This window comes from Nonomuraea coxensis DSM 45129 (genome assembly GCF_019397265.1).
GTDB classification, from domain to species: domain Bacteria; phylum Actinomycetota; class Actinomycetes; order Streptosporangiales; family Streptosporangiaceae; genus Nonomuraea; species Nonomuraea coxensis.
In genome coordinates, this window is record NZ_CP068985.1 from 8751197 (window position 1) to 8771773 (window position 20577).

Genomic DNA, 20577 nt, shown 5'->3' on the forward strand with positions numbered 1-20577 from the left:
GTCAGGCGGCCAGCTGGAGACCCAGGCCGGTCAGGTTGCTGCGGGCCCAGTCCAGCTCCTCCGCCAGCAGCGACACCAGCGCCCCCGGCCCCTTGGCGCGGCCGGGCACGGCCAGGTTGTGCGTCTCGACCTCGATGTGCGCGCTGCCGCTGACCGCGCCCGACAGCATGGCCGCCAGCGTGTCGTGCAGCACGGCGCCGGTGCTGGAGGTCTGGCCGGTGTGGCTGTGCACGTGGCCGAGCTTGACGACGGGCGCCCCGGCCGCGGCCAGGTTCTTGAGCGCCGCGCCCGGCTCCTCGTCCCCGCTGGCGAGGTGGCAGGCGTCCAGGCACACGCCGAGGTGCTCGGAGTCGATGTCGCCGACCCGCTCCAGCGCCTGCTCGGTGGTCTCCAGCACACAGCCGGGCCACGGCTCGAAGCCGACGCGGATCGTCTTGCCGGTGACGCTGTGGATGCCGCGCAGCTCGCGGGCCAGCCGCTCCAGGCGGCGGGTGGCGATGGCGTGCAGGTCGGCCGGCCAGTCGCGCCGCCAGCCGATCGGTATGGTGGAGATGCTGCCGAAACGTACGTCCTCGGGCAGCAGGAACGCGAGGATGCGGGCCAGCGCCATCGTGTAGCGGTATCGCTCGGGCTTGGCCCAGTCGGGGCCGGGAACCTCCTGGTTGCGGCCGCCGGTGCCGTTGAGGCTCACGACCTCCAGCCCGCGCTCCTCCAAGGAGCGGCGCAGCCGGACGAGCTCGATGCGGTCGGCGGTGAGGTGGTCGGCGACGCTCGGCGACAGCCACAGGCCGATGCCCATCCGCTCCACGCCGAGCCGCTTGCGCACCGGCACGGCGTAGCGGGTGAGATGGGCGATCAGGTTCTCCAGGTCTTCAGCGGGATGGACGCCTGCGTTGTAGGCGAGGTGAACGAGCGTTCCGTCATCGTGACGCAGGCGCATCGGTTTCCTCCACGGCTTGCTTATGTGTGTCCGTCGCCCGCTCGGACGTGCTGGACCTCGTCGAGCATGCCCGCTCGCGGGTCCCGCCGGCGTCCGCCCAGAGTTGATTCCTGACTACTCCCCGGGGAGCAGGCCCCCACGTTAGGGACGCGCTCTTGCGGCTCACTTGGATGAGACTGGGCAATACTCTACGCAGTGTAGTACTACCTCTGGTGGCGCGATACCCGCCCGTCCAACAATTACGCAACGACGCGGTGACCACCGGTCCGTCACGCACGGGCACCCGCTCAGGATGTGCGCTGCCCGGCTCCAGAAGCCACGGAGAGCGCTCCCCGCCCGGGTGGCGCCGGGACTTCCTCACGCCCGCGACCTGTGACGCCACACGATGCCACAGAGCGCCACACCCCGGAGACGCGAAAAGCTCCCGTGTGACGAAGCACACGGGAGCTCTTCGACCACGCCGGCGCCGGAGCGCCGGGCGTCAGTGCTGGATCGGAGCCGCGATGGCCGCAGCCGAGTCGGGCACCTTCGAGGACGTCTCGCCCCGGAAGATGAACTTCGCCTCGTCGCCCTCGCCCTCGATCGTCACCTTCACGACCTGCCCCGGACGGAGCTCGCCGTAGAGGATCTTCTCCGACAGGGAGTCCTCCAGCTCGCGCTGGATGGTCCGGCGCAGCGGCCGGGCGCCCATCACCGGGTCGTAGCCGCGGTCGGCCAGCAGCTGCTTGGCCTCCTGCGAGACCTCGAGCCCCATGTCGCGGTCCTTCAGCCTCGAGTCGACCTGGGCGAGCATCAGATCCACGATCTGGATGATCTCGACCGGCGTGAGCTGGTGGAAGACCACGATGTCGTCGACACGGTTGAGGAACTCGGGCCGGAAGTGCTGCTTCAGCTCCTCCTGGACCTTCGCCTTCATCCGCTCGTAGTTGGACTCGGTGTCGTTGGACTTCGCGAACCCGACCCCGATGCCCTTGGAGATGTCACGGGTGCCGAGGTTGGTGGTCATGATGATGACCGTGTTCTTGAAGTCGACCACGCGGCCCTGGGCGTCGGTCAGGCGACCGTCCTCCAGGATCTGCAGCAGCGAGTTGAAGATGTCGGGGTGGGCCTTCTCGATCTCGTCGAACAGGACCACGGAGAACGGCTTGCGCCGCACCTTCTCGGTGAGCTGGCCGCCCTCCTCGTAGCCGACGTAGCCGGGAGGCGAGCCGAACAGCCGGGAGACGGTGTGCTTCTCCATGAACTCCGACATGTCCAGGCTGATCAGCGCGTCCTCGTCACCGAAGAGGAACTCCGCCAGAGCCTTGGACAGCTCGGTCTTGCCGACGCCGGAGGGGCCGGCGAAGATGAACGAGCCGCCGGGACGGCGCGGGTCCTTCAGCCCGGCGCGGGTGCGCCGGATGGACCGCGACAGGCCCTTGATGGCGTCGTCCTGGCCGATGATCCGCTTGTGGAGCTCGTCCTCCATGCGGAGCAGGCGCTGCGACTCCTCCTCGGTCAGCTTGAAGACCGGGATGCCGGTGGCGGTCGCCAGGACCTCGGCGATGAGCTCCTGGGTGACCTCGGCCACGACGTCCATGTCGCCGGCCTTCCACTCCTTCTCCCGGCGCTCGCGCTTGAGCTGGAGCTGCTTCTCCTGGTCGCGGAGCGCGGCCGCCTTCTCGAAGTCCTGCGCGTCGATCGCGGACTCCTTGTCGCGGCGCACGTTGGCGATCTTCTCGTCGTATTCGCGCAGGTCCGGCGGAGCGGTCATCCTGCGGATGCGCATCCGGGAGCCGGCCTCGTCGATGAGGTCGATCGCCTTGTCGGGCAGGTAGCGGTCGCTGATGTAGCGGTCGGCCAGCTGCGCCGCGGCCACCAGCGCGTCGTCCGTGATGGACACGCGGTGGTGCGCCTCGTAACGGTCACGCAGGCCCTTGAGGATCTCGATCGTGTGGCTGAGCGAGGGCTCGGCCACCTGGATCGGCTGGAAGCGGCGCTCCAGCGCGGCATCCTTCTCAAGGTACTTGCGGTATTCGTCGAGCGTGGTCGCGCCGATCGTCTGCAGCTCGCCGCGGGCCAGCATCGGCTTGAGGATGCTGGCGGCGTCGATCGCGCCCTCCGCGGCGCCCGCACCCACGAGCGTGTGCAGCTCGTCGATGAACAGGATGATGTCGCCGCGCGTGCGGATCTCCTTGAGGACCTTCTTCAGGCGCTCCTCGAAGTCGCCGCGGTAACGGGAGCCGGCGACCAGGGCGCCGAGGTCAAGCGTGTAGAGCTGCTTGTCCTTCAGCGTCTCGGGCACCTCGCCCCTGACGATCTTCTGCGACAGGCCCTCGACGACGGCGGTCTTGCCGACGCCGGGCTCGCCGATGAGAACGGGGTTGTTCTTGGTCCTCCGGGAGAGGACCTGCATGACCCGCTCGATCTCCTTCTCCCGGCCGATGACCGGATCCAGCTTGCCCTCACGGGCCGCCTGGGTCAGGTTGCGGCCGAACTGGTCGAGCACCAGGGAGGTGGACGGGGCCGACTCCTGGGGGCCGCCCGCGGCCGCCGGCTCCTTGCCCTGGTAACCGTGCAGCAACTGGATCACCTGCTGCCGGACACGGTTGAGATCAGCTCCAAGCTTGACCAGCACCTGGGCCGCCACACCCTCACCCTCACGGATGAGCCCGAGCAGGATGTGCTCGGTGCCGATGTAGTTGTGGCCCAGCTGCAGAGCCTCACGGAGCGACAGCTCGAGGACCTTCTTGGCCCGCGGGGTGAAGGGAATGTGCCCCGACGGAGCCGACTGGCCCTGGCCGATGATCTCCTCGACCTGCTGGCGCACACCCTCAAGGCTGATGCCCAGGCTCTCCAGAGCCTTGGCGGCAACGCCCTCACCTTCGTGGATCAAACCAAGAAGAATGTGCTCAGTGCCGATGTAGTTGTGGTTGAGCATCCTGGCCTCTTCCTGGGCCAAGACGACAACACGCCTCGCTCGGTCGGTGAACCTCTCGAACATCTCGTCGCTCCTCACAGAGCGGTCAGTCAGGCCGGTAAATCCGGTCCCGTCCTCCCGCATGCTAGCCCTGGCTCGGCGAACCGTGCCCACTCGCCTCTGACACGCTCTATAGCAGAGACGTTCCCCGAGAGCAGGGCGTTCACCCTCTATCCAACTACTGTTCGGGGGTGGCGTGTTCCCGATACGCCGCAAGCGAACGATGTTTAGGCCGCTACGGGGAGACGGCGTCGAAATGCCGCCGCGGCGTACGCAGATCAACACGGATCGGCCGCCGGACGCCCGGGCGTGCCGCCCGGTGAAGGGCCGCGCCCGCCGCATCGCCGATGATGCCGCGTCCGTTTCTCGTGCGTAATCATCCTATGTCGTGTGGCGTGGATGGCCAAGCGCGGTCACTACGCCCTGAGCATGACTCGGTACCTACCGCGCACATCGCGTAATGCCCATCCGGTCAGCCGGGTTACCGGCCCTCGCCGCGACGCCATGTGGGCCGGGCATTGTGCGCACCCGCCCCGCCAAGCCGGTTTTGCCCCGCCTCTCGCAGACGCTTCCCAGCTTTTACTCAGGAACACGGGCGGAACATCGGACGGGAACATCGGACGGGAACGCGCCGAGGGAGCCCGCGTGCTGGCGACGGCGCTTCACATATGCGGGCACGGCGGGGGAATCAGCGGCCGGGACCGGCCGCGAGCTCCCGCCAAAACGCCCGCATATGTGAGCGCATCAGCAGATCGTCCTCCGGGGCGTTCCACCATTCGAGACGCCCCTGAATACGATCATGCGCTTATGGCGGCCGCCGGGGTCCAAGGCGAACGGCATAAGCGCACGGTCGAGCGACGACTCTTTCAGTGAGCCGCGTCGTACTGCTCGACGACGGTGGAGGCGATACGGCCGCGTTCGCTGACCGGCAGACCGTGGGCCTTGGCCCACTGCCGGATCTCCGAGCTCTTCTCCCGGGTCATCGCACGGTTGCCGCCGCGGGTGCGACGGCGCGTGGAGGTGGCGCCCGCCCGGCGCGCGTGCTGCACGAAAGGCGAGAGCGCGTCCCTCAGCTTCTTGGCGTTAAGGTCGCTGAGGTCAATCTCATAGGAGGAGCCGTCAATAGCGAAGCTGACCGTCTCATTGGCCTCGCCCCCATCGAGGTCATCGATGAGAATCTCCTGGATCTGCTTGGCCATCTACGCAATCCTTTCGCGGGCATTGTTTCATTCGCCTGCCCAAACATATACCCGAAAAGGCGCGGAGACAATTCAGCACAGCGGGGATTCGCTGACTGGCCGATCAGTTCTGCTTCTCGGCCGGCTGCTGAGGCTTAGACCGCCGCCCCGGCCCCTCGTGGCGGACCAACTTCACCACGCCAAAGATGAAGGCTCCGGCGACCACGACCGGGGGGATGAGCGCTGACAATACGTCTGTTACGGCTTCCATTCGTCCTCGCCTCCACGGCTGACGGGGTTTGGGGGGCGCTATATGCGCCCAGGGCCGCTGCCCGGAGGAGCGTGACCCCAGTGCAGCGTACGGCGACAACCGCCCGCAACTGACCATAGCGGCACACACATGCCCTGCGAGTCTCAGGGGCGCCGACATCCGGCAACCCGGACGCCCCATAGCCTAATGGCAGTCTCTCCAGACTCCTTACCGGATCTGGCGAAAATTTTGCGAAAGGCATCCGCCCAGGTGCGGAAGGCTTCAGCGAAGATCTTTTACCACCCGCGTTCCCGCCAGGCGGTCGTGCGGGCCGCGCTCCAGCGGCTTGTCCATGAGGATCAGCAGCCCCACCGCGAACAGCAGCATTCCGGCCAGGAGATTGACCACCGGAATGCCGATCAGCATGAGCGGGCCGGGATAGACGAGGGCCCGTTTCAGCGCCGCGCCCGACGTCAGGACCTCAGGGGACAGGCGAATGCGCATGATCGCCTTGCCGAACGTGCGGCCGCCGTGGGAATGGGCCCACCAGTCGTAGGCGGTATAACCGGCTCCGGCGACCAGCGCGGCCCCGACACCGGGCAACCGGCCGCCGAACAGCTCCAGCACCCCGACAGTCCGGAAGACACCCCAGAGGGCGATGAACAGAATGTAATAGAAGACCCCGAGGACGAGCGCTTCAATCAGCCGGGCGCCGAGGCGTTCCCACCATTCCGCCGGCCGCGTGTCCGCTCGCGGCGCCGTCCCGGCCATAACCTCCACCTCGCGTCGTCGGCGGCCCCGAATGGGTGCGGGTGTCACCATTTTGGTACGGCCCGGCGGGCAAAACATAGGGGCCGGCGGTAAGCCGGCCCCTGTGTTCACGCCCGCGCGGACTACTTGATCTTCACGACCACCGTGCGCGCGAACTTGTCGGCGAACGTCTGCTGCAACGGCTTGTCCCAGAGCTGGGAGGCGCCGTTCAGGCCCACGCCCGCGTAGGCGAAGACCCAGCCGAGCAGCGGGATGGCGTTGAGCACCCACCAGCCCCACGTGCCGCCGGCCCGCTTGAGCGCGGCGTCGTTCGGCAGGCCCTTGGGGGGCATGGGCTGCCCGACGAGGACGACCTTGATGCCCATCACCATCTTGCCGACGGTCTGGCCGCTCATCTTCAACAGGAAGAAGTCGTAGGCCACCCAGAGGGCCGCCGCGATGATCGACGACAGGATGCCGACGAGGAACGACGAGGCGAAGCCGGTGGTGGTGCCGCTCTGCGAGCTGTAGGTCGCCACGAAGAAGATGCCGAGGATCAGGCCCACGACGAGGTTGATGACGAACAGGATGACGCCGTCGATCAGCCTGGCCACCAGGCGCTGCCACCACTCGGCGAGCGGGGCGGGCGCACCGGGCGGCTGGACGCCGACCGGCTGGCCGTAGCCCGGCTGACCATAGCCCTGCTGGCCGTAACCCTGCTGGCCATAGCCTTGCTGGCCGTAACCCTGCTGGCCGTACTGCTGGTCGCCGTACTGCTGACCGTATTGGGGCTGCTGGCCGTAGCCCGGCTGGGACTGGGCCTGCTGGCCGTAGCCCTGCTGGCCGTAGTCGGGCTGGGACTGCGGCTGCTGGCCGTACTGGGGCTGCTGGCCGTAGCCCTGCTGGCCGTAGTCCGGCTGGGACTGCGGCTGCTGACCGTAGCCCTGACCGTAGTCGGGCTGGGACTGCGGCTGCTGACCGTACTGCGGCTGCTGGCCGTAGCCGGGCTGGGTGCCGTACTGGCCCGAGGAGGGCTGCTGGCCGTAGCCGGGCTGGGACTGTGGCTGCTGGCCGTATTGAGGCTGCTGACCGTAGCCGGGCTGGGACTGGGCCTGCTGGCCGTAGCCCTGGCCGTAGTCCGGCTGGGACTGCGGCTGCTGACCGTATTGAGGCTGCTGGCCGTAGCCCTGCTGCTGGCCGTACTGCGGCTGCTGGCCGTAGCCCTGCTGCTGCTGGCCGTACTGGGGCTGCTGGCCGTAGCCCTGCTGGCCGTAGTCGGGCTGGGACTGCTGCTGCTGACCGTACTGGGGCTGCTGCTGGCCGTAGCCCTGCTGCTGCTGGTTGTAGGGGGGCTGGCCGAAGGCGTCGTCCGCGCGGTAGCCGACCACGGTGGCGTCGGGGTCGGGCTCGCCGGGGTGGCGGCCCTGGTGCTGCTGGCCGTAGGGGGGATTGCCGGGCGCGGAGTTCTCGCCGGATTCGTCCTGTGGATACGGCGGCTGTCCGGTGCTCACCGTGTCACCTCGCTTCGCGTGCGCATGTGGCACGTGTCAGGGCACATGCCTGTGCTGCCCAACGTATCGACATAGGTATCAACAATCACCTTTCCAATTGGTCAAGGTCCGCGTCACCCGATGTCAGATGGAGCAGCATGCGGGTGTTGCCCAGGGTGTTCGGCTTGACGTGCTCCAGGTCGAGAAACTCGGCCACACCCTCGTCGTACGAGGCCAGGAGTTCGGCGTAGACCTCGGGTGAGACCGGTGTCCCCTGGATGGGCCGGAACCCGTGCCTGGCGAAGAATTCGATCTCAAAAGTGAGACAGAATACCCGCCGCAGACCCAGATCCTTGGCCTGCTGGATGAGCGCCTCCACGATCCGGTGGCCGATTCCCATGCCCCGGCACTCCGGATCGACGGCGACCGTGCGGACCTCGGCGAGATCCTCCCACAGGACGTGCAGGGCGCCGCATCCGGCGACCCGGCCGCCGAGGTCGGCCACCCAGAACTCCTGTACGTCCTCGTACAGCGTCACCGTGGTCTTCTCCAGGAGCCGGGGACCCGCGCCCGCGTAGGTGTCGACCAGGCGCCTGATCCCGCGGACGTCGGGCGTGCGGGCACGCCGGACCACCACCGCGGTCTCGGGCACTGTCAACTCGGCCACCTGCTCCATGGCTCTCCAGAGTACAGATGTCATTACGGCTCGGACCTAACTCCCTCAAGCGGCCCCGCTGCGGGGCCCGCCGCGGTCGTCTCCAGGCCCAGGTCCGGCGTCCGCCGACGCCAGGCAGAACCAAGGGCAAAGAGGACATAAAGTCTCTTCTGTACGCTTGATCACGAGATCACCTTGTGACCCTTCAGTTGTGAAACCTCAACAGATCAAGCAGTTCTGGTTGAGCAGGAACCGGGAGTGCATTAGTGTCCAGCGACGACGTTCCCCGCGTGTCGCGCGGGAGCCACGCCCAATTCCCGCAAGGGAAGCCGGGGACCCGCCGATGGCGCCCGCCGCACGCCATCACTGGGGTGAATCCGAATCGTTCGGTAGGGCTCCTCCGGCCCGAACCCGTCAGCTAACCCGGTAGGCGTCGAGGAAGGGAGCTGGTTGGTGAAGCGCACGCGCACGCGTGGGGACGAGAGGACGGCGGGCGGGGACGCCCGCCATCGAGAACGGTTCCGGCGGCCGTTCCGCCTCGGAGCGGCGGCCCTGCTGGCCGGCGCGTTACTGGTGGCCCCCATCGCCCCGGCGTCCGCTGAGCCCAAGCCGTCGCTCAAGGAGCTGTCGGACAAGGTCGAGAAGCTGCACGTCGAGATCGAGACGCTCACGGAGCAGTACAACGGCCAGCGGGAGAAGTACAAAACCGCCAAGAAGGCTTCGGACGCCGCGCAGAGGACCCTGGCCGACAGCCAGGCCGATCTCGCCGCCAAGCGCGCCAAGGCCGTCATGCTCGCCCAGAACGCCTACATCACCGGCGGGCTCAACCGTTCCCTCGCTTTCATGCAGTCCGACGACCCGGAGGAGTTCCTCGACCGGGCGGCGACCACGCACGCGCTGGAGACGCAGCAGAGCGAGGAGGTCAACCAGCTCCTCAAGGCCATGGACGCGGCCACCCGCGCCGAGGCCGGCGCCAAGGCCCGCATGGAGGAGCTGCGCGAGATCGTCGCCGACCTCGACGCCAAGCGCGACAAGATCACCTCACTGATCACGAGGACCGAGAGCAGCCTCTTCCGCCGCGCCCTCGGCGAGGCCGGGCGGCCCGGCACCCGCGCTGTACGGGTCAACCTGCCGATCCCCGGCACCGGCAAGGCCGCGGCGGCCGCCAGGTGGGCGCTCACGCAGCAGCTCAAGCCGTACGTGTGGGGCGCGGAAGGCCCCAACTCCTACGACTGCTCCGGCCTGGTCATGGCCGCCTTCCAGCGCGTCGGCATCTCCCTGCCGCACTACACCGGCGACCAGTGGACCGCGGGCCGGCACATCTCACGCGAGGAGATGCGCCCCGGCGACCTGGTCTTCTTCTACAGCGACCTGCATCACGTCGGCATCTACATCGGCGGCGGCATGATGGTGCACGCCCCGCGCACCGGCGACGTCGTACGGGTGGCCGCGCTCGGCAACCGGCCCTTCGCGGGCGCGGTGCGCATCGCCGACTGAGCCGGCTGAGCTGACTGAGCCGACTGAGCCGGCTGAGCCGACCGGCCACCCCGCCGGGCACAGGCGTGTCGTCAGATCAGATGAGCTGGCGGCGCGCCGCCCAGGCGACGGCCTCGATGGCCGTCGCGACGCCGATGCGATCACAGATGCCGCGCAGTCTCCGGCGTACGGTGCGCCCGCTGATGTCCAGACGTCTCCCCACCCGGTCCACCGTGACGCCCTTGGCCAGCTCGCCGAGTAAAGCCAGATCCGCGTGGCTCAGCTCAACGCCTTCAGTGAGCACTTCCATCGGGAGCCCTCCCCCCCAACAGCAGAATGTGGACCTCACAACGCGCCAAAGCCGCTCGTCTCGCAGAAGGTAAACGCATCTCCGAAAGGTCGTCAAGCGTGATAAACCCCGCCCTTGACGAGCGCTATTGACATGATCGCCCATATGTGACGTACTCGCCATATGCCGACCGGATGCTGGACGCGCGATGACCGATGTCGTTGATCAGCCCGGGGGCGGCCCTCCCTCCCCCTCGGGTCCGGCGGACGTTCTGGGTTTTGATCCCGCGGATCCCGGTTTTCTGGATGATCCCTATGCGCGTTACCACGCACTGCGCGAGCGCGGGCCGATCTTCCGTACGCCCGCCGGGCTGTTCGTCCTGACCGGTCACGAACTGTGCGGCGCCATGCTCCGCGACCCCCGCTTCGGGCACGGCCCGAATCCTGTCAATCGCGTCAATCCAGGTCAGCCCGTCGAGTCATTTCTGCGTATGGATCCGCCCGATCACACCCGGTTACGCGGTCTGGTCAGCAGGGCGTTCACGCCCCGCATGGTCGAGCGGCTGCGCCCGCGCGTCGAGGCCGTCACCGCCGGGCTGATCGCCGCGCTGCCGGAGGAGGGCGACCTGGTTTCCGGCTTCGCGTACCCGCTGCCGGTCAGGGTGATCTGCGAGATGCTGGGCGTCCCGCCGGAAGATCACGAGCGCTTCCAGGGCTGGAGCGAGACGGCCGCCCGCAGCCTTGACCCGATGCTTACAGAGGATCTGATAGCGGAAAGCGGCCGGTCCGGAAGGGAGTTTCGCGACTATTTCCGTGACCTCCTGGAGCTCCGGCGCCGGCGGCCCGGCGACGATCTGCTGAGCGCCCTCGTCCGGGTGGAGGAGCTGACCGAGGGCGAGCTGCTGGCCACCTGCGTGCTGCTGCTCGTGGCCGGCCACGAGACGACCGTCAACCTCATCGCCAACGGAGTGCTCGCCCTGGTCCGTCACGACCTGCTCAGGCACGCCGCCGAGCGGCCCCGGCCGGTCGTCGAGGAGGTGCTGCGCTACGACCCGCCGGTCCAGCTCACCGGGCGGGTGGCGCTGCGCGACGCCGAGCTCGGCGGGACGCCGGTGCCCGCGGGCACGGCCGTGGTCGCGCTGATCGGCGCGGCCAACCGCGACCCCGCGGCCTTCCCCGACCCCGACCGCTTCGACCTCGATCGTTTCGATCCCCATCGTCCAGACCCTGGCCGGTTCGATCCGGGCCGGTTCGACCCCGGCCGGTTCGACCCCGGCCGGTTCGACGTGGCGCGCGAGCCGGGGCGGCATCTCGCCTTCGGGCTCGGCATCCACTTCTGTCTCGGGGCGACCCTGGCCAGGATGGAGGGCGAGATCGCGCTCGCCGCGCTGGCCGCCGCGGCGCCCAGGATGGAGCTGCTGGATCCGGCGCCGCCGTACAGGCCGAACCTGGTGCTGCGGGGGCTCGCGAAGCTCCCTGTGCGGCTCAACCGCTGAAGGACCGGGCCCGGCCAGGGCCCGGTCGTCAGTGGGTGGGCTTGACCAGCGGGAACAGGATGGTCTCGCGGATGTTCCTGCCGGTGAACGCCATGATCATCCGGTCGATGCCCGCGCCCATGCCCCCCGTCGGCGGCATGCCGTACTCGAGGGCGGTCAGGAAGTCCTCGTCGAGCTGCATCGCCTCGGGGTCGCCCCCGGCGGCCAGCAGCGACTGCTCCACCAGCCGGTGCCGCTGGTCGATCGGGTCGATGAGCTCGGAGTAGGCCGTGCCCAGCTCGGTGCCGAAGCCGATGAGGTCCCACTTCTCGGTGAGCAGCGGGTTGTCGCGGTGGAGGCGGGCCAGCGGCGAGGTCTCCAGCGGATAGTCCATGACGAACGTCGGCTGCACCAGCGTGTGCTCCACCAGCTCCTCGAACAGCTCCTGGACGAGCTTGCCCGACCCCCACTTCGGGTCCCAGTGGACCTCGCGCCGGTCGGCGATCTTGCGCAGCTCCTCCAGCGTGGTGGAGGTGGTGATCTCCTCGCCGACGGCCTCGGAGACCAGGCCGTAGAGCGTCGCCCGGGGCCACTCGGCCAGGCCGAGGTCGATCTCGACGCCGTCGTGCACGACGACCGTGGTGTCCAGGGCGGCCACGACGGCCTTCTGGTACATCCGCTGCGTCAGGTCCGCCATGTCGTGGTAGTCGAGGTAGGTGCCGTACGCCTCGATCATGGTGAACTCGGGGTTGTGCGTCGAGTCGGCGCCCTCGTTGCGGAAGTTGCGGTTGATCTCGAAGACCTTCTCGACGCCCCCGACCACGAGCCGCTTGAGATAGAGCTCGATCGCGATGCGCAGATAGAGCTCCATGTCGTAGGCGTTGATGTGGGTGCGGAAGGGCCGGGCCGCCGCGCCGCCGTGGATCGGCTGCAGCATCGGCGTCTCGACCTCGAGGTAGCCCTCCTCGTGCCAGAAGTCGCGGACCGCGCGCACGGTGGCGCTGCGCACCCGGGCCATCTTCCTGGCCTCGTCGTTGACGATGAGGTCGACGTAGCGCTGGCGGACGCGGGCCTCGGGGTCGGTCAGGCCGACGTGCTTCTCCGGCAGCGGCCGCAGGCATTTGGAGGTGATCTGCCAGTCGTCGGCGAGCACGGACAGCTCGCCCCGCCGCGAGGTGATGACCTCGCCGGTGATGCCGACGTGGTCGCCGAGGTCGACGTCACGCTTCCAGCGGGCCAGCGACTCCTCGCCGACCCGGTCGAGGGAGATCATCACCTGCAGGTCGGCCTCGCCGTCGCGCAGGGTGGCGAAGCAGAGCTTCCCGCCGACGCGGCTCAGCATGACGCGGCCGGCCACCGAGACGCTCTCGCCGGTGGCGGTGTCGGGCTCCAGGCCCTGGTATTTCTCCCTGACCTCGGCGTTGGTCGCCGTACGGGGGAAATTGACCGGGTAAGGATCGACGCCCTCGCTGCGAAGGCGGTCGAGCTTCTCCCTCCGGATCCGCATCTGCTCGGGAAGTTCTTCGCTCACAGCACTAAAGCGTAGGGGATATGGCGAACTGCAAGAGCTCGTCGGTCCGTTGCAGGGTGCCTGCAAGAGGGCTCTTTTATCAATGACTCACGAGCTCAGGGGGGAGCCGGCAGGGAGCCGGCCCAGGGGAGCTCCAGGAGAGAGAAATGTTCAAGAAGCTCGCGATCGGCACCCTCGCCGCCGCCGCCACCACCGCCGTCGCCCTGTCGATGCCCGCCGCCGCCTTCGCCTCCTCGCCCCACGCCGACGACTACTCCTCGCACTGGGGCCCGGTGTACGCCAAGAACTACCAGGCCAAGGCCGAGGGCCGCGTCGACGTCAACTGGGACCACGACGGCGAGTCGAACGAGGTCCACGTGCGCGGCAAGCTCTGGGACCGCGACAACCGCAGCTACAACGAGGGCGGCAAGTGCGCGTACGTGCGGTTCCAGTCCGAGGACTTCGACGGCGACTGGTCGCCGGTCTACTGGAAGAAGTACTGCGGCTACCCCAGCTTCCAGCGCTTCCACTTCGAGGAGAACGACGTCCAGACCCTGCGGGTGCAGGTCTGCCAGATCGGCCCGTACAGCAAGTACCCGACCAAGTGCGGCCGCTGGGACTACATCTACACCGCCGAGAGCGAGTAGTGACACCGGAGCTCGCGCCCGGACACCAAGAACCGCGGGCGGCCCCCTCACCCGAGCGGGGGGCCGCCCGCTTCCTGTGTCAGCCCGCGTTGCGGTGGTAGATCAGGCGGAGGCCGATGAGCGTGAGCCACGGCTCGTGCACGTCGATGGAGCGTGACTCGCCGACCACCAGCCCGGCGTGCCCGCCGGTGGCGACGACCGTGACCTCGTCGGGGTCGTCGGCCAGCTCGGCCGCCATGCGCTCGACGATGCCGTCCACCTGGCCGGCGAAGCCGTAGATGATGCCGGCCTGCAGGGCCTCGACGGTGTTCTTGGCGATCACCGAGCGGGGCCGGACCAGCTCCACCTTGTGCAGTTGCGCGCCGGCGGCGGCGAGGGCGTCGACCGAGATCTCGATGCCGGGCGCGGTGACCGCCCCGATGTACTCGCCCTTGGCGGAGACCGCGTCGAAGGACGTGGCGGTGCCGAAGTCGACGATCACGCAGGGGCCGCCGTACTGGTCGATGGCGGCGAGGGCGTTGACGATGCGGTCGCTGCCGACCTCCTTGGGGTTGTCCATGCGGACCGGCACGCCGGTGCGGATGCCCGGCTCCACGATGACCGCCGTGACGTCGCCGTAGTAGCGGCGGCACATCTCCCGCATCTCGTTGAGCACGCTCGGGACCGTCGAGCAGATGGCGATGCCGTCCACGTCGGTGCCCTTGAGCAGCGGCGACTGCGCCAGCAGCCCTTGCAGGACGACCGCGATCTCGTCGGCGGTGCGGCGGGCGTCGGTGGCCAGCCGCCAGTGCTCGATGACGTCCTCGCCCTCGAAGAGTCCCAGCACCGTGTGCGTGTTGCCGACGTCGATCGTGAGCAGCATCAATTACCCCCGTAGATCCAGTGCGAGGTCCAGGGCCGGCGCCGAGTGCGTCAGCGCGCCTACCGCCAGGTAGTCAACGCCAGTTTCGGCCACAGCACGGGCCGATTCCAAGGTCAATCCCCCACTCGCCTCAAGAGCAACCCTGTTTTTCGCCTGCTTTTTCACGATTTGTACGGCACGTGCGGTGTCCTCCACGGTGAAGTTGTCCAGCAGCACCTCCTGCGCGCCCTCGTCGAGCACCGCCTGAAGCTGGTCGAGCCGGTCGATCTCCACCTCGATCGGCAGGTCGGGGAACCGCTCGCGGACCGCGCGGAACGCCTCGGCCACGCCGCCCGCCGCCACCACGTGGTTGTCCTTGATCAGCGCGGCGTCCGACAGCGACATGCGGTGGTTGACGCCGCCGCCGCAGCGCACGGCGTACTTCTCCAGCGCGCGCAGGCCCGGCAGCGTCTTGCGGCTGTCGCGGACGCGGGCCCCGGTGCCCTCGATCGCCTCGACCCACCTGCCGGTGAGCGTCGCCACCCCGGACAGGTGCGTGAGCAGGTTGAGCGCGGTGCGCTCGGCGGTCAGCAGGGCGCGCGCGGGCCCCTCGACGGTGAGCAGCACGTCGCCCGCCCTGACCCGCTCGCCGTCCTTGGCCCGGCGCTCGGTCCGGTCCGCCCCCAGCCGGACGAACACCGCCTCCGCCACCGCCAGCCCCGCCACGACGCCGTCCCTGCGCGCCACCACGTCACCCGACGAGCGCTGCCCGGCGGGGATGGTGGCGATGCTCGTCACGTCGCCGGCCTCCCACAGGTCCTCCTCCAGCGCGCGGCCGATGACCGCGTCCACCTCGGCCGGGTCGAGCCCGGCGGCCGACAGCTCCTGCGCCAGGCGCACCGGCATCGTGTCCCCGTGCGGCGTGTACGTCATGCGAAGGCCCTCCTCCGTCAGGGTCACATCCAGGTGGCCCAGCCATTCGTTGTCGTCGCGCGTCCCGTGATCCTCGCGCCAGTGTGAGCCACGGGTCTCCAGCCGGGCCGCCGCCGCGCCGGTCAGCACGGTGGCGACGGTGAGCAGGTTGGCCGCCTCCCAGGACTCGGTGCGAGGCGGCACCTCGACCGGCGTCCAGCGGGCGTCGAGCAGCGCCTTCGCGGTGGCGCGCAGCGACTCGCGGCTGCGCAGCACGCTCGCGCCCCTGCTCATGTGGGCTTGGATCCTGGGCCGGATGCGCGGGTCCACCAACCCGGACGCAGCCTCGGACGGCACCGGGTCGCCGGGGGCCGGGCGGGCCGCGTGCACGTCCTCGGCGATGCGCTCGGCGAAGACCAAGCCCTCCAGCAGCGAGTTGGAGGCCAGCCGGTTGGCGCCGTGCACGCCCGTGCAGGCGACCTCGCCGCAGGCGTAGAGGCCGTCGATCGAGGTACGGCCGCGCAGATCGGTCCGTACGCCGCCGCTGGCGTAGTGGGCGGCCGGGGCCACGGGGATCGGCTCGGTCACGGGGTCGATGCCGTGCTCACGGCAGACCGCGTAGATGGTGGGGAAGCGGGTCTCCCACTTGCGCCGGCCGAAGTGGCGGCCGTCCAGGTAGACGTGGTCGCGGCCGGTGGCGCGCATCGTGCGCATGATCCCCTTGGCGACGACGTCGCGCGGCGCCAGGTCGGCCAGCTCGTGCGCGTCGGCCATGAAGCGGTTGCCCTCGTGGTCGGTGAGGTACGCGCCCTCGCCCCGTACCGCCTCCGAGATCAGCGGCTGCTGCCCGGTCGAGTCCGCGCCGAGCCACAGCACCGTGGGGTGGAACTGGACGAACTCCAGGTCGCGCACCACCGCCCCGGCCCGCAGCGCCAGCGCGACGCCGTCACCGGTGGAGACCACGGGGTTGGTGGTGGCCGCGTACACCTGGCCCATGCCGCCGGTGGCGAGCACGACGGCCCGCGCGAGCACCGCGCCGACGCCGTCGCGGGCGCCCTCGCCCATCACGTGGAGGGTGACGCCCCTGGCCCGGCCGCGGGCGTCCTTGAGCAGGTCGAGCACCAGGGCGTGCTCGATCACCTCGATGGCGGGGCGGGCGCGTACCGCCTCGATGAGGGCCCGCTGCACCTCCGCGCCGGTCGCGTCGCCGCCGGCGTGCACGATGCGGCTGCGGCGATGGCCGCCCTCGCGGGTGAGCTGGAGCCGGCCGTCCGGGGTGCGGTCGAAGCGGGCGCCCCGCTCGATGAGCCGGCGCAGCGCGCCGGGGCCCTCGGTGACCAGCGTCCGCACCGCCCGTACGTCGCACAGGCCGACGCCGGCGATGAGCGTGTCGTTCAGGTGCTCCTCGGGGGTGTCGCGGGGGTCGAGGACGGCGGCGATGCCGCCCTGGGCCCAGCGCGTCGAGCCCGACGACAGCACGTCCTTGGTGACGACGAGGACCTTGGCGTCGGGCTCCAGCTCCGTGTAGCGCAGGGCCACGGTCAGGCCCGCGATGCCGGAGCCCACGACGACCAGGTCGGCCTCGGCGGTCCAGCCGGGGGCGGGGGCGGTCAGCCGCAGGGGAATCGCCGGTGCGCTCATTGGGCTCTCCTCCACTCGGGCGATTTCGTCAACATGACGATAACGCTTCCGCGAGGGTGTGCATGCCCCGGGATCCGCCTCAGGCGGGATTCACGTTCAGGACGACGTTGTCGATCAGCCGGGTGGCGCCGACCCTGGCGGCCACGGCGAGCACGGCCTCGCCCGCGTGCTCCTCCCCCACCTCGGTGAACGTCGCCGGATCGACCAGCACCACGTAGTCCAGGTCGAGCCGGGGCCCGGCGGCGGCCAGCACCTCGCGGGCGGCCTCGCGGATCGCGCCGGGCCGCCGCTCGGCCTCGCCCGCGCGCAGGGCGCGGGAGAGCGCCAGCGCCACCTGCCGGTCGTCCTCGGACAGGTAGCGGTTGCGGCTCGACAGGGCCAGGCCGTCGGGCTCGCGGACGGTGGGCGCGCCGACGATCTCGACCGGCACGTCCAGGTCGGCCACCATGCGGCGGATCAGGGCGAGCTGCTGGGCGTCCTTCTGCCCGAAGACCGCCACCCTCGGCTGGACGAGGTTGAACAGCTTGAGCACCACCGTCAGCACCCCGTCGAAGTGCCCGGGGCGGGACTCCCCCTCCACGATCTCGCCCATCCGGCCGGCCAGGAGGCTCACCTGGCGGTCGGGGTGGTACATGTCCTCGGCGGACGGGTGGAAGACCACGTCCACGCCCTCGGCCCGGCACACCTCCAGATCCGACTCGAACGTACGGGGATAGCGGGAGAAGTCCTCGCTCGGCCCGAACTGCAGCGGGTTGACGAAAACGCTGACCACGACCTGGTCGGCCCGCGACCGGGCGAGCCGCATGAGCGAGCGGTGGCCCTCGTGCAGCGCGCCCATCGTCGGCACCAGCGCCACCTCACCACCGCCACGCGCCTTGACCAGGTCTTCCCTGTTCCTGGCGACGATCAGATCCATGGGGCGGCCCCTCGCGTTCATGGCCTCCGCTTCGCGGCGGCGCTTCCTCGCACGGTCAGGTCCATATATTGCCGCCCAGCGCGTCGAGCAGCCGCTCCGCCTCCTCCGGTTTGAGCAGTCCGGCGGCGAGCGCGCGGTCGGCGGTGAGCCTGGCCAGCGCGATGTAGGCGTCGGCCGCCTCCGGGGCGGCCAGGATCAGCGCGTCGACGTGCTTGCGCACGGTGCCGGCGTCGCCGCGCACGACCGGGCCGGTGAGACCGGCGATGCCGAGCCGCAGGACGTTGTCGAGCGCGGCGCCGAGCAGCGGGCCCAGCATCCGCCCCGGATGCTCGACGCCGATGCGCCCGAGCAGGTCGGAGGACTCGGCGATGAGGGTGACCATGTGGTTGGCGGCTCCGGCCAGGGCCGCGTGGTAGAGCGCGCGGTCGGAGTCGGCGATCCAGACCGGCTCGCCGCCCATCTCGATGACCAGGGCCTCGGCGATCGGGCGCAGCGCGTCGGGGGCGGTGACGCCGTAGGAGATGCCGGTGAGCTTGTTGAGGTCGTCGTCGCGGCCGGTGAACGTCATCACGGGATGCAGCGCGAGCGGCAGCGCGCCGCGCCTGGCGGCCGGGTCGAGCACCGACAGCCCGTACGCGCCGCTGGTGTGCACCAGCAGCTTGCCCTGCAGATCGGCGCCGGTGGCGGCGAGGCCGCCGACGAGGTCGGGCAGCGCGTCGTCGGGCACGGTCAGCAGGATGAGCTGGGCCGCCGTCACCACCTCGTCGGGCCGGGACGGCGTCACGCCGAGGCGCTCAGCCGCCCAGCGCTGGGAGTTGTCGGACACGCCGCTCGCGGCGACGATGCGATGGCCGGCCTGCTGCAACGCGGCACCGAGGGCCGAGCCCACCTTGCCCGCCCCGAGCACGCCCACGCTCAGCCGGGCCGGGCGATCCCCTGCCTCCATGACGTCTCACCCCTGTCGACCGGATGGCACTGCCGCCCAGCGTAACGGCCTCTCCGTCCAGGGATTGTGACTGGTGCTTTGCCGGAGGTTGAGTTATCGGCAAAAGGGACAAGGGCATACAAAAGGTGCACCCCCTGTCGGAAGAGATGAGGAGAGGGGTTCACCGCATTGGAGCGGGCGCCGAGCCCTCGGACCCGACGCCCGCATGGTGACCTCTTGGAGGTGCGCCTGGCCGGTGCTCCGCCGACTGCCCGGCCGGGAGTCCGAGCCCGGACCGGACCGCACCGGTCCGGGCTCCCCGCTTCGTCAGCGGTTCTTCAGGTGGGAGGTCGCCCCACCCTTGCAGCCGGCCACGCTGACGCCGATGACCGCGACGGCGTTGCCGCAGACGTTGACGGGCACGCTGATCGGGACGTTGACCTGGTTGCCACCCAGGATGCTGCCGTTGCCGCTGGTGATGTCGGCGTGGGCGACGGGCGCGGACAGCGCGAGAGCCGCGGCGGCACCGACCAGGACCAGGGTCTTCTTCAGCATGTGAGCTCCTTTTCGATTGCGCGGCACGAGGGCCGCGGACGTTGGCTTGCGCCGGGAACGGCCGCCGCAGTCGCCACCTGGGGGTTGGCGCAACGCAGCCGACCGGCGACAGAACGTAAACAGTACCGCAAGCGAACGACAATGAGTAGTCACGAGATGACGGTGCGTGCCATCGACGAGTCGTGAGATAGTCCATGACATGTGGCTGACCTGGCGCGCCGCGACCCAGCGAGCGCTGTACGGCGAGGCGGGCTTCTATCTCCGCGAGCGCCCCTCGGGCCACTTCCGCACGTCCGTCAGCGCCTCGGCGGCGTTCGCCGAGGCGGTGCTGGCCCTGCTCCGCGAGGTGGACGCCGAGCTCGGCAAGCCCGACAGGCTCGACCTGGTCGACATCGGCGCCGGCGAGGGCACCCTGGTCACCCGCGTGCTCGCCGCGGCCGAGCCCGGCCTGAGCGAGCGGCTGCGGGTCACGGCGGTCGACCTGTCGCCCCGGCCGGAGGGCCTGCCCGAGCGGGTCGAGTGGCGCGGCGGGCTGCCCGACGCCATCCAGGGCCTCGCCATCGCCAACGAGTGGCTCGACAACGTGCCGGTGGACGTCGTCGAGCAGACCTCCGGCGGGCCGCGGCTGGTCATGGTCGACGTCCACACGGGCGAGGAGCGCGTCGGCGGGGCCCTGCGGCCCGCCGACCGGGAGTGGCTCGAACGGTGGTGGCCACTCCCCCGGGTCGGGGCGCGGGCCGAGATCGGACGGCCCCGCGACGAGGCGTGGGCGGCGGTCGTCACCCGCCTCACCAGGGGCCGGGCGATCGCCGTCGATTATGCACATCCTGTGGACAACCGCCCCCTCTGCGGCACGCTGACCGGCTACCGTGACGGGGCGGTCGTCAGCCCCATACCCGACGGCACCTGCGACATCACCGCGCACGTGGCGCTCGACGCCTGCGCGGAGGCGGGCCGCCGGGCCGGCGCGATATCCACAACCTTGTCCACACAGCGCGCCGCGCTGCGCGCCCTGGGCCTGACCGGCGCCCGGCCGCCGGTCGAGCTGGCCCACCGGGATCCGCGCGGCTACCTGCGGGCGCTGGCCAGGGCGTCGGAGGAGGGCGAGCTCATCGATCCGGCCGGGCTCGGCGGCTTCGGCTGGCTCGACCAGCGCCGCTGACGGCGCC

The 20577-nt window shown here is 69.9% G+C and carries 17 protein-coding genes and 1 riboswitch; of the genes, 4 read left to right on the forward strand and 13 right to left on the reverse strand.

The window, feature by feature from the left end:
• Position 1 precedes the first annotated feature (1 nt).
• From Nocox_RS41030 to Nocox_RS41055, 6 genes are all read right to left on the reverse strand, one after another.
• Complete coding sequence (locus Nocox_RS41030; RefSeq protein ID WP_020540816.1) at positions 2-940, reverse strand: sugar phosphate isomerase/epimerase family protein; 939 nt, start codon at positions 938-940, stop codon at positions 2-4.
• Positions 941-1421: 481 nt separating this feature from the next.
• On the reverse strand, positions 1422-3923 hold the full coding sequence (locus tag Nocox_RS41035; RefSeq protein WP_026213858.1) for an ATP-dependent Clp protease ATP-binding subunit: 2502 nt from the start codon (positions 3921-3923) through the stop codon (positions 1422-1424).
• 842 nt (positions 3924-4765) lie between these two features.
• A complete protein-coding gene (locus Nocox_RS41040) occupies positions 4766-5098 on the reverse strand; it encodes a histone-like nucleoid-structuring protein Lsr2 (protein WP_020540818.1) in 333 nt (110 codons plus the stop codon).
• Between the two features lie 511 nt (positions 5099-5609).
• On the reverse strand, positions 5610-6098 hold the full coding sequence (locus Nocox_RS41045; protein ID WP_157382788.1) for an RDD family protein: 489 nt from the start codon (positions 6096-6098) through the stop codon (positions 5610-5612).
• Positions 6099-6220: 122 nt separating this feature from the next.
• Positions 6221-7588: an RDD family protein gene (locus Nocox_RS41050; RefSeq protein WP_020540821.1), complete on the reverse strand. Its 1368-nt coding sequence runs from the start codon at positions 7586-7588 to the stop codon at positions 6221-6223.
• Positions 7589-7673: 85 nt separating this feature from the next.
• Positions 7674-8243 carry an amino-acid N-acetyltransferase gene (locus Nocox_RS41055; protein WP_020540822.1) on the reverse strand — a complete coding sequence of 190 codons (570 nt, stop codon included), beginning with the start codon at positions 8241-8243 and terminating at the stop codon, positions 7674-7676.
• A gap of 276 nt (positions 8244-8519) precedes the next feature.
• Positions 8520-8670: riboswitch (cyclic di-AMP (ydaO/yuaA leader) on the forward strand.
• A 5-nt stretch (positions 8671-8675) separates the two neighbouring features.
• On the opposite strand from Nocox_RS41055, the gene Nocox_RS43865 reads away from it, so the two are divergent.
• Positions 8676-9719, forward strand: coding sequence for a C40 family peptidase (locus tag Nocox_RS43865; RefSeq protein ID WP_020540823.1), 1044 nt, complete (start codon positions 8676-8678; stop codon positions 9717-9719).
• A gap of 76 nt (positions 9720-9795) precedes the next feature.
• On the opposite strand, the gene Nocox_RS41065 is transcribed toward Nocox_RS43865, so the two are convergent.
• Positions 9796-10008: a LuxR C-terminal-related transcriptional regulator gene (locus Nocox_RS41065; RefSeq protein WP_020540824.1), complete on the reverse strand. Its 213-nt coding sequence runs from the start codon at positions 10006-10008 to the stop codon at positions 9796-9798.
• A 469-nt stretch (positions 10009-10477) separates the two neighbouring features.
• Between Nocox_RS41065 and Nocox_RS41070 the strand changes: the two genes are divergently transcribed.
• Positions 10478-11482, forward strand: coding sequence for a cytochrome P450 (locus Nocox_RS41070; RefSeq protein ID WP_020540825.1), 1005 nt, complete (start codon positions 10478-10480; stop codon positions 11480-11482).
• Between the two features lie 28 nt (positions 11483-11510).
• Here Nocox_RS41070 and lysX read toward each other — a convergent pair whose 3' ends face one another.
• Positions 11511-12968 (reverse strand): bifunctional lysylphosphatidylglycerol synthetase/lysine--tRNA ligase LysX, encoded by a 1458-nt coding sequence (lysX, locus tag Nocox_RS41075; protein ID WP_020540826.1) that lies wholly within the window; start codon positions 12966-12968, stop codon positions 11511-11513.
• Between the two features lie 170 nt (positions 12969-13138).
• Here lysX and Nocox_RS41080 point away from each other — a divergent pair, with 170 nt between their 5' ends.
• Positions 13139-13618, forward strand: coding sequence for a hypothetical protein (locus Nocox_RS41080; protein ID WP_020540827.1), 480 nt, complete (start codon positions 13139-13141; stop codon positions 13616-13618).
• Positions 13619-13697: 79 nt separating this feature from the next.
• On the opposite strand, the gene Nocox_RS41085 is transcribed toward Nocox_RS41080, so the two are convergent.
• From Nocox_RS41085 to Nocox_RS41105, 5 genes are all read right to left on the reverse strand, one after another.
• Positions 13698-14480, reverse strand: a complete 783-nt coding sequence (locus Nocox_RS41085) for a type III pantothenate kinase (protein WP_026213860.1) — start codon at positions 14478-14480, stop codon at positions 13698-13700.
• A gap of 3 nt (positions 14481-14483) precedes the next feature.
• The gene (locus Nocox_RS41090; protein ID WP_020540829.1) at positions 14484-17012 is read right to left on the reverse strand and encodes an L-aspartate oxidase; all 2529 of its coding nucleotides are present in this window, start codon (positions 17010-17012) and stop codon (positions 14484-14486) included.
• A gap of 79 nt (positions 17013-17091) precedes the next feature.
• On the reverse strand, positions 17092-17928 hold the full coding sequence (panC, locus tag Nocox_RS41095; protein ID WP_020540830.1) for a pantoate--beta-alanine ligase: 837 nt from the start codon (positions 17926-17928) through the stop codon (positions 17092-17094).
• 55 nt (positions 17929-17983) lie between these two features.
• Positions 17984-18874, reverse strand: a complete 891-nt coding sequence (locus Nocox_RS41100) for a Rossmann-like and DUF2520 domain-containing protein (RefSeq protein WP_026213861.1) — start codon at positions 18872-18874, stop codon at positions 17984-17986.
• Positions 18875-19180: 306 nt separating this feature from the next.
• Positions 19181-19408 carry a chaplin gene (locus Nocox_RS41105; RefSeq protein ID WP_020540832.1) on the reverse strand — a complete coding sequence of 76 codons (228 nt, stop codon included), beginning with the start codon at positions 19406-19408 and terminating at the stop codon, positions 19181-19183.
• A 199-nt stretch (positions 19409-19607) separates the two neighbouring features.
• Here Nocox_RS41105 and Nocox_RS41110 point away from each other — a divergent pair, with 199 nt between their 5' ends.
• The gene (locus Nocox_RS41110; RefSeq protein ID WP_020540833.1) at positions 19608-20570 is read left to right on the forward strand and encodes an SAM-dependent methyltransferase; all 963 of its coding nucleotides are present in this window, start codon (positions 19608-19610) and stop codon (positions 20568-20570) included.
• Positions 20571-20577: the final 7 nt, after the last annotated feature.

Excerpts from the sequence above, each read along its gene's own strand:
- Nocox_RS41110 (WP_020540833.1), top strand. The coding sequence starts at position 19,608 with ATGTGGCTGACCTGGCGCGCCGCGACCCAGCGAGCGCTGTACGGCGAG.
- Nocox_RS41035 (WP_026213858.1), bottom strand. The coding sequence starts at position 3,923 with ATGTTCGAGAGGTTCACCGACCGAGCGAGGCGTGTTGTCGTCTTGGCC.
- Nocox_RS41105 (WP_020540832.1), bottom strand. The coding sequence starts at position 19,408 with ATGCTGAAGAAGACCCTGGTCCTGGTCGGTGCCGCCGCGGCTCTCGCG.
- Nocox_RS41045 (WP_157382788.1), bottom strand. The coding sequence starts at position 6,098 with ATGGCCGGGACGGCGCCGCGAGCGGACACGCGGCCGGCGGAATGGTGG.
- Nocox_RS41040 (WP_020540818.1), bottom strand. The coding sequence starts at position 5,098 with ATGGCCAAGCAGATCCAGGAGATTCTCATCGATGACCTCGATGGGGGC.
- Nocox_RS41070 (WP_020540825.1), top strand. The coding sequence starts at position 10,478 with ATGGATCCGCCCGATCACACCCGGTTACGCGGTCTGGTCAGCAGGGCG.
- Nocox_RS41030 (WP_020540816.1), bottom strand. The coding sequence starts at position 940 with ATGCGCCTGCGTCACGATGACGGAACGCTCGTTCACCTCGCCTACAAC.
- lysX (WP_020540826.1), bottom strand. The coding sequence starts at position 12,968 with ATGCGGATCCGGAGGGAGAAGCTCGACCGCCTTCGCAGCGAGGGCGTC.
- Nocox_RS41080 (WP_020540827.1), top strand. The coding sequence starts at position 13,139 with ATGTTCAAGAAGCTCGCGATCGGCACCCTCGCCGCCGCCGCCACCACC.
- Nocox_RS41090 (WP_020540829.1), bottom strand. The coding sequence starts at position 17,012 with ATGAGCGCACCGGCGATTCCCCTGCGGCTGACCGCCCCCGCCCCCGGC.
- panC (WP_020540830.1), bottom strand. The coding sequence starts at position 17,928 with ATGGATCTGATCGTCGCCAGGAACAGGGAAGACCTGGTCAAGGCGCGT.
- Nocox_RS41055 (WP_020540822.1), bottom strand. The coding sequence starts at position 8,243 with ATGGAGCAGGTGGCCGAGTTGACAGTGCCCGAGACCGCGGTGGTGGTC.
- Nocox_RS41100 (WP_026213861.1), bottom strand. The coding sequence starts at position 18,874 with ATGGAGGCAGGGGATCGCCCGGCCCGGCTGAGCGTGGGCGTGCTCGGG.
- Nocox_RS41065 (WP_020540824.1), bottom strand. The coding sequence starts at position 10,008 with ATGGAAGTGCTCACTGAAGGCGTTGAGCTGAGCCACGCGGATCTGGCT.
- Nocox_RS41085 (WP_026213860.1), bottom strand. The coding sequence starts at position 14,480 with ATGCTGCTCACGATCGACGTCGGCAACACGCACACGGTGCTGGGACTC.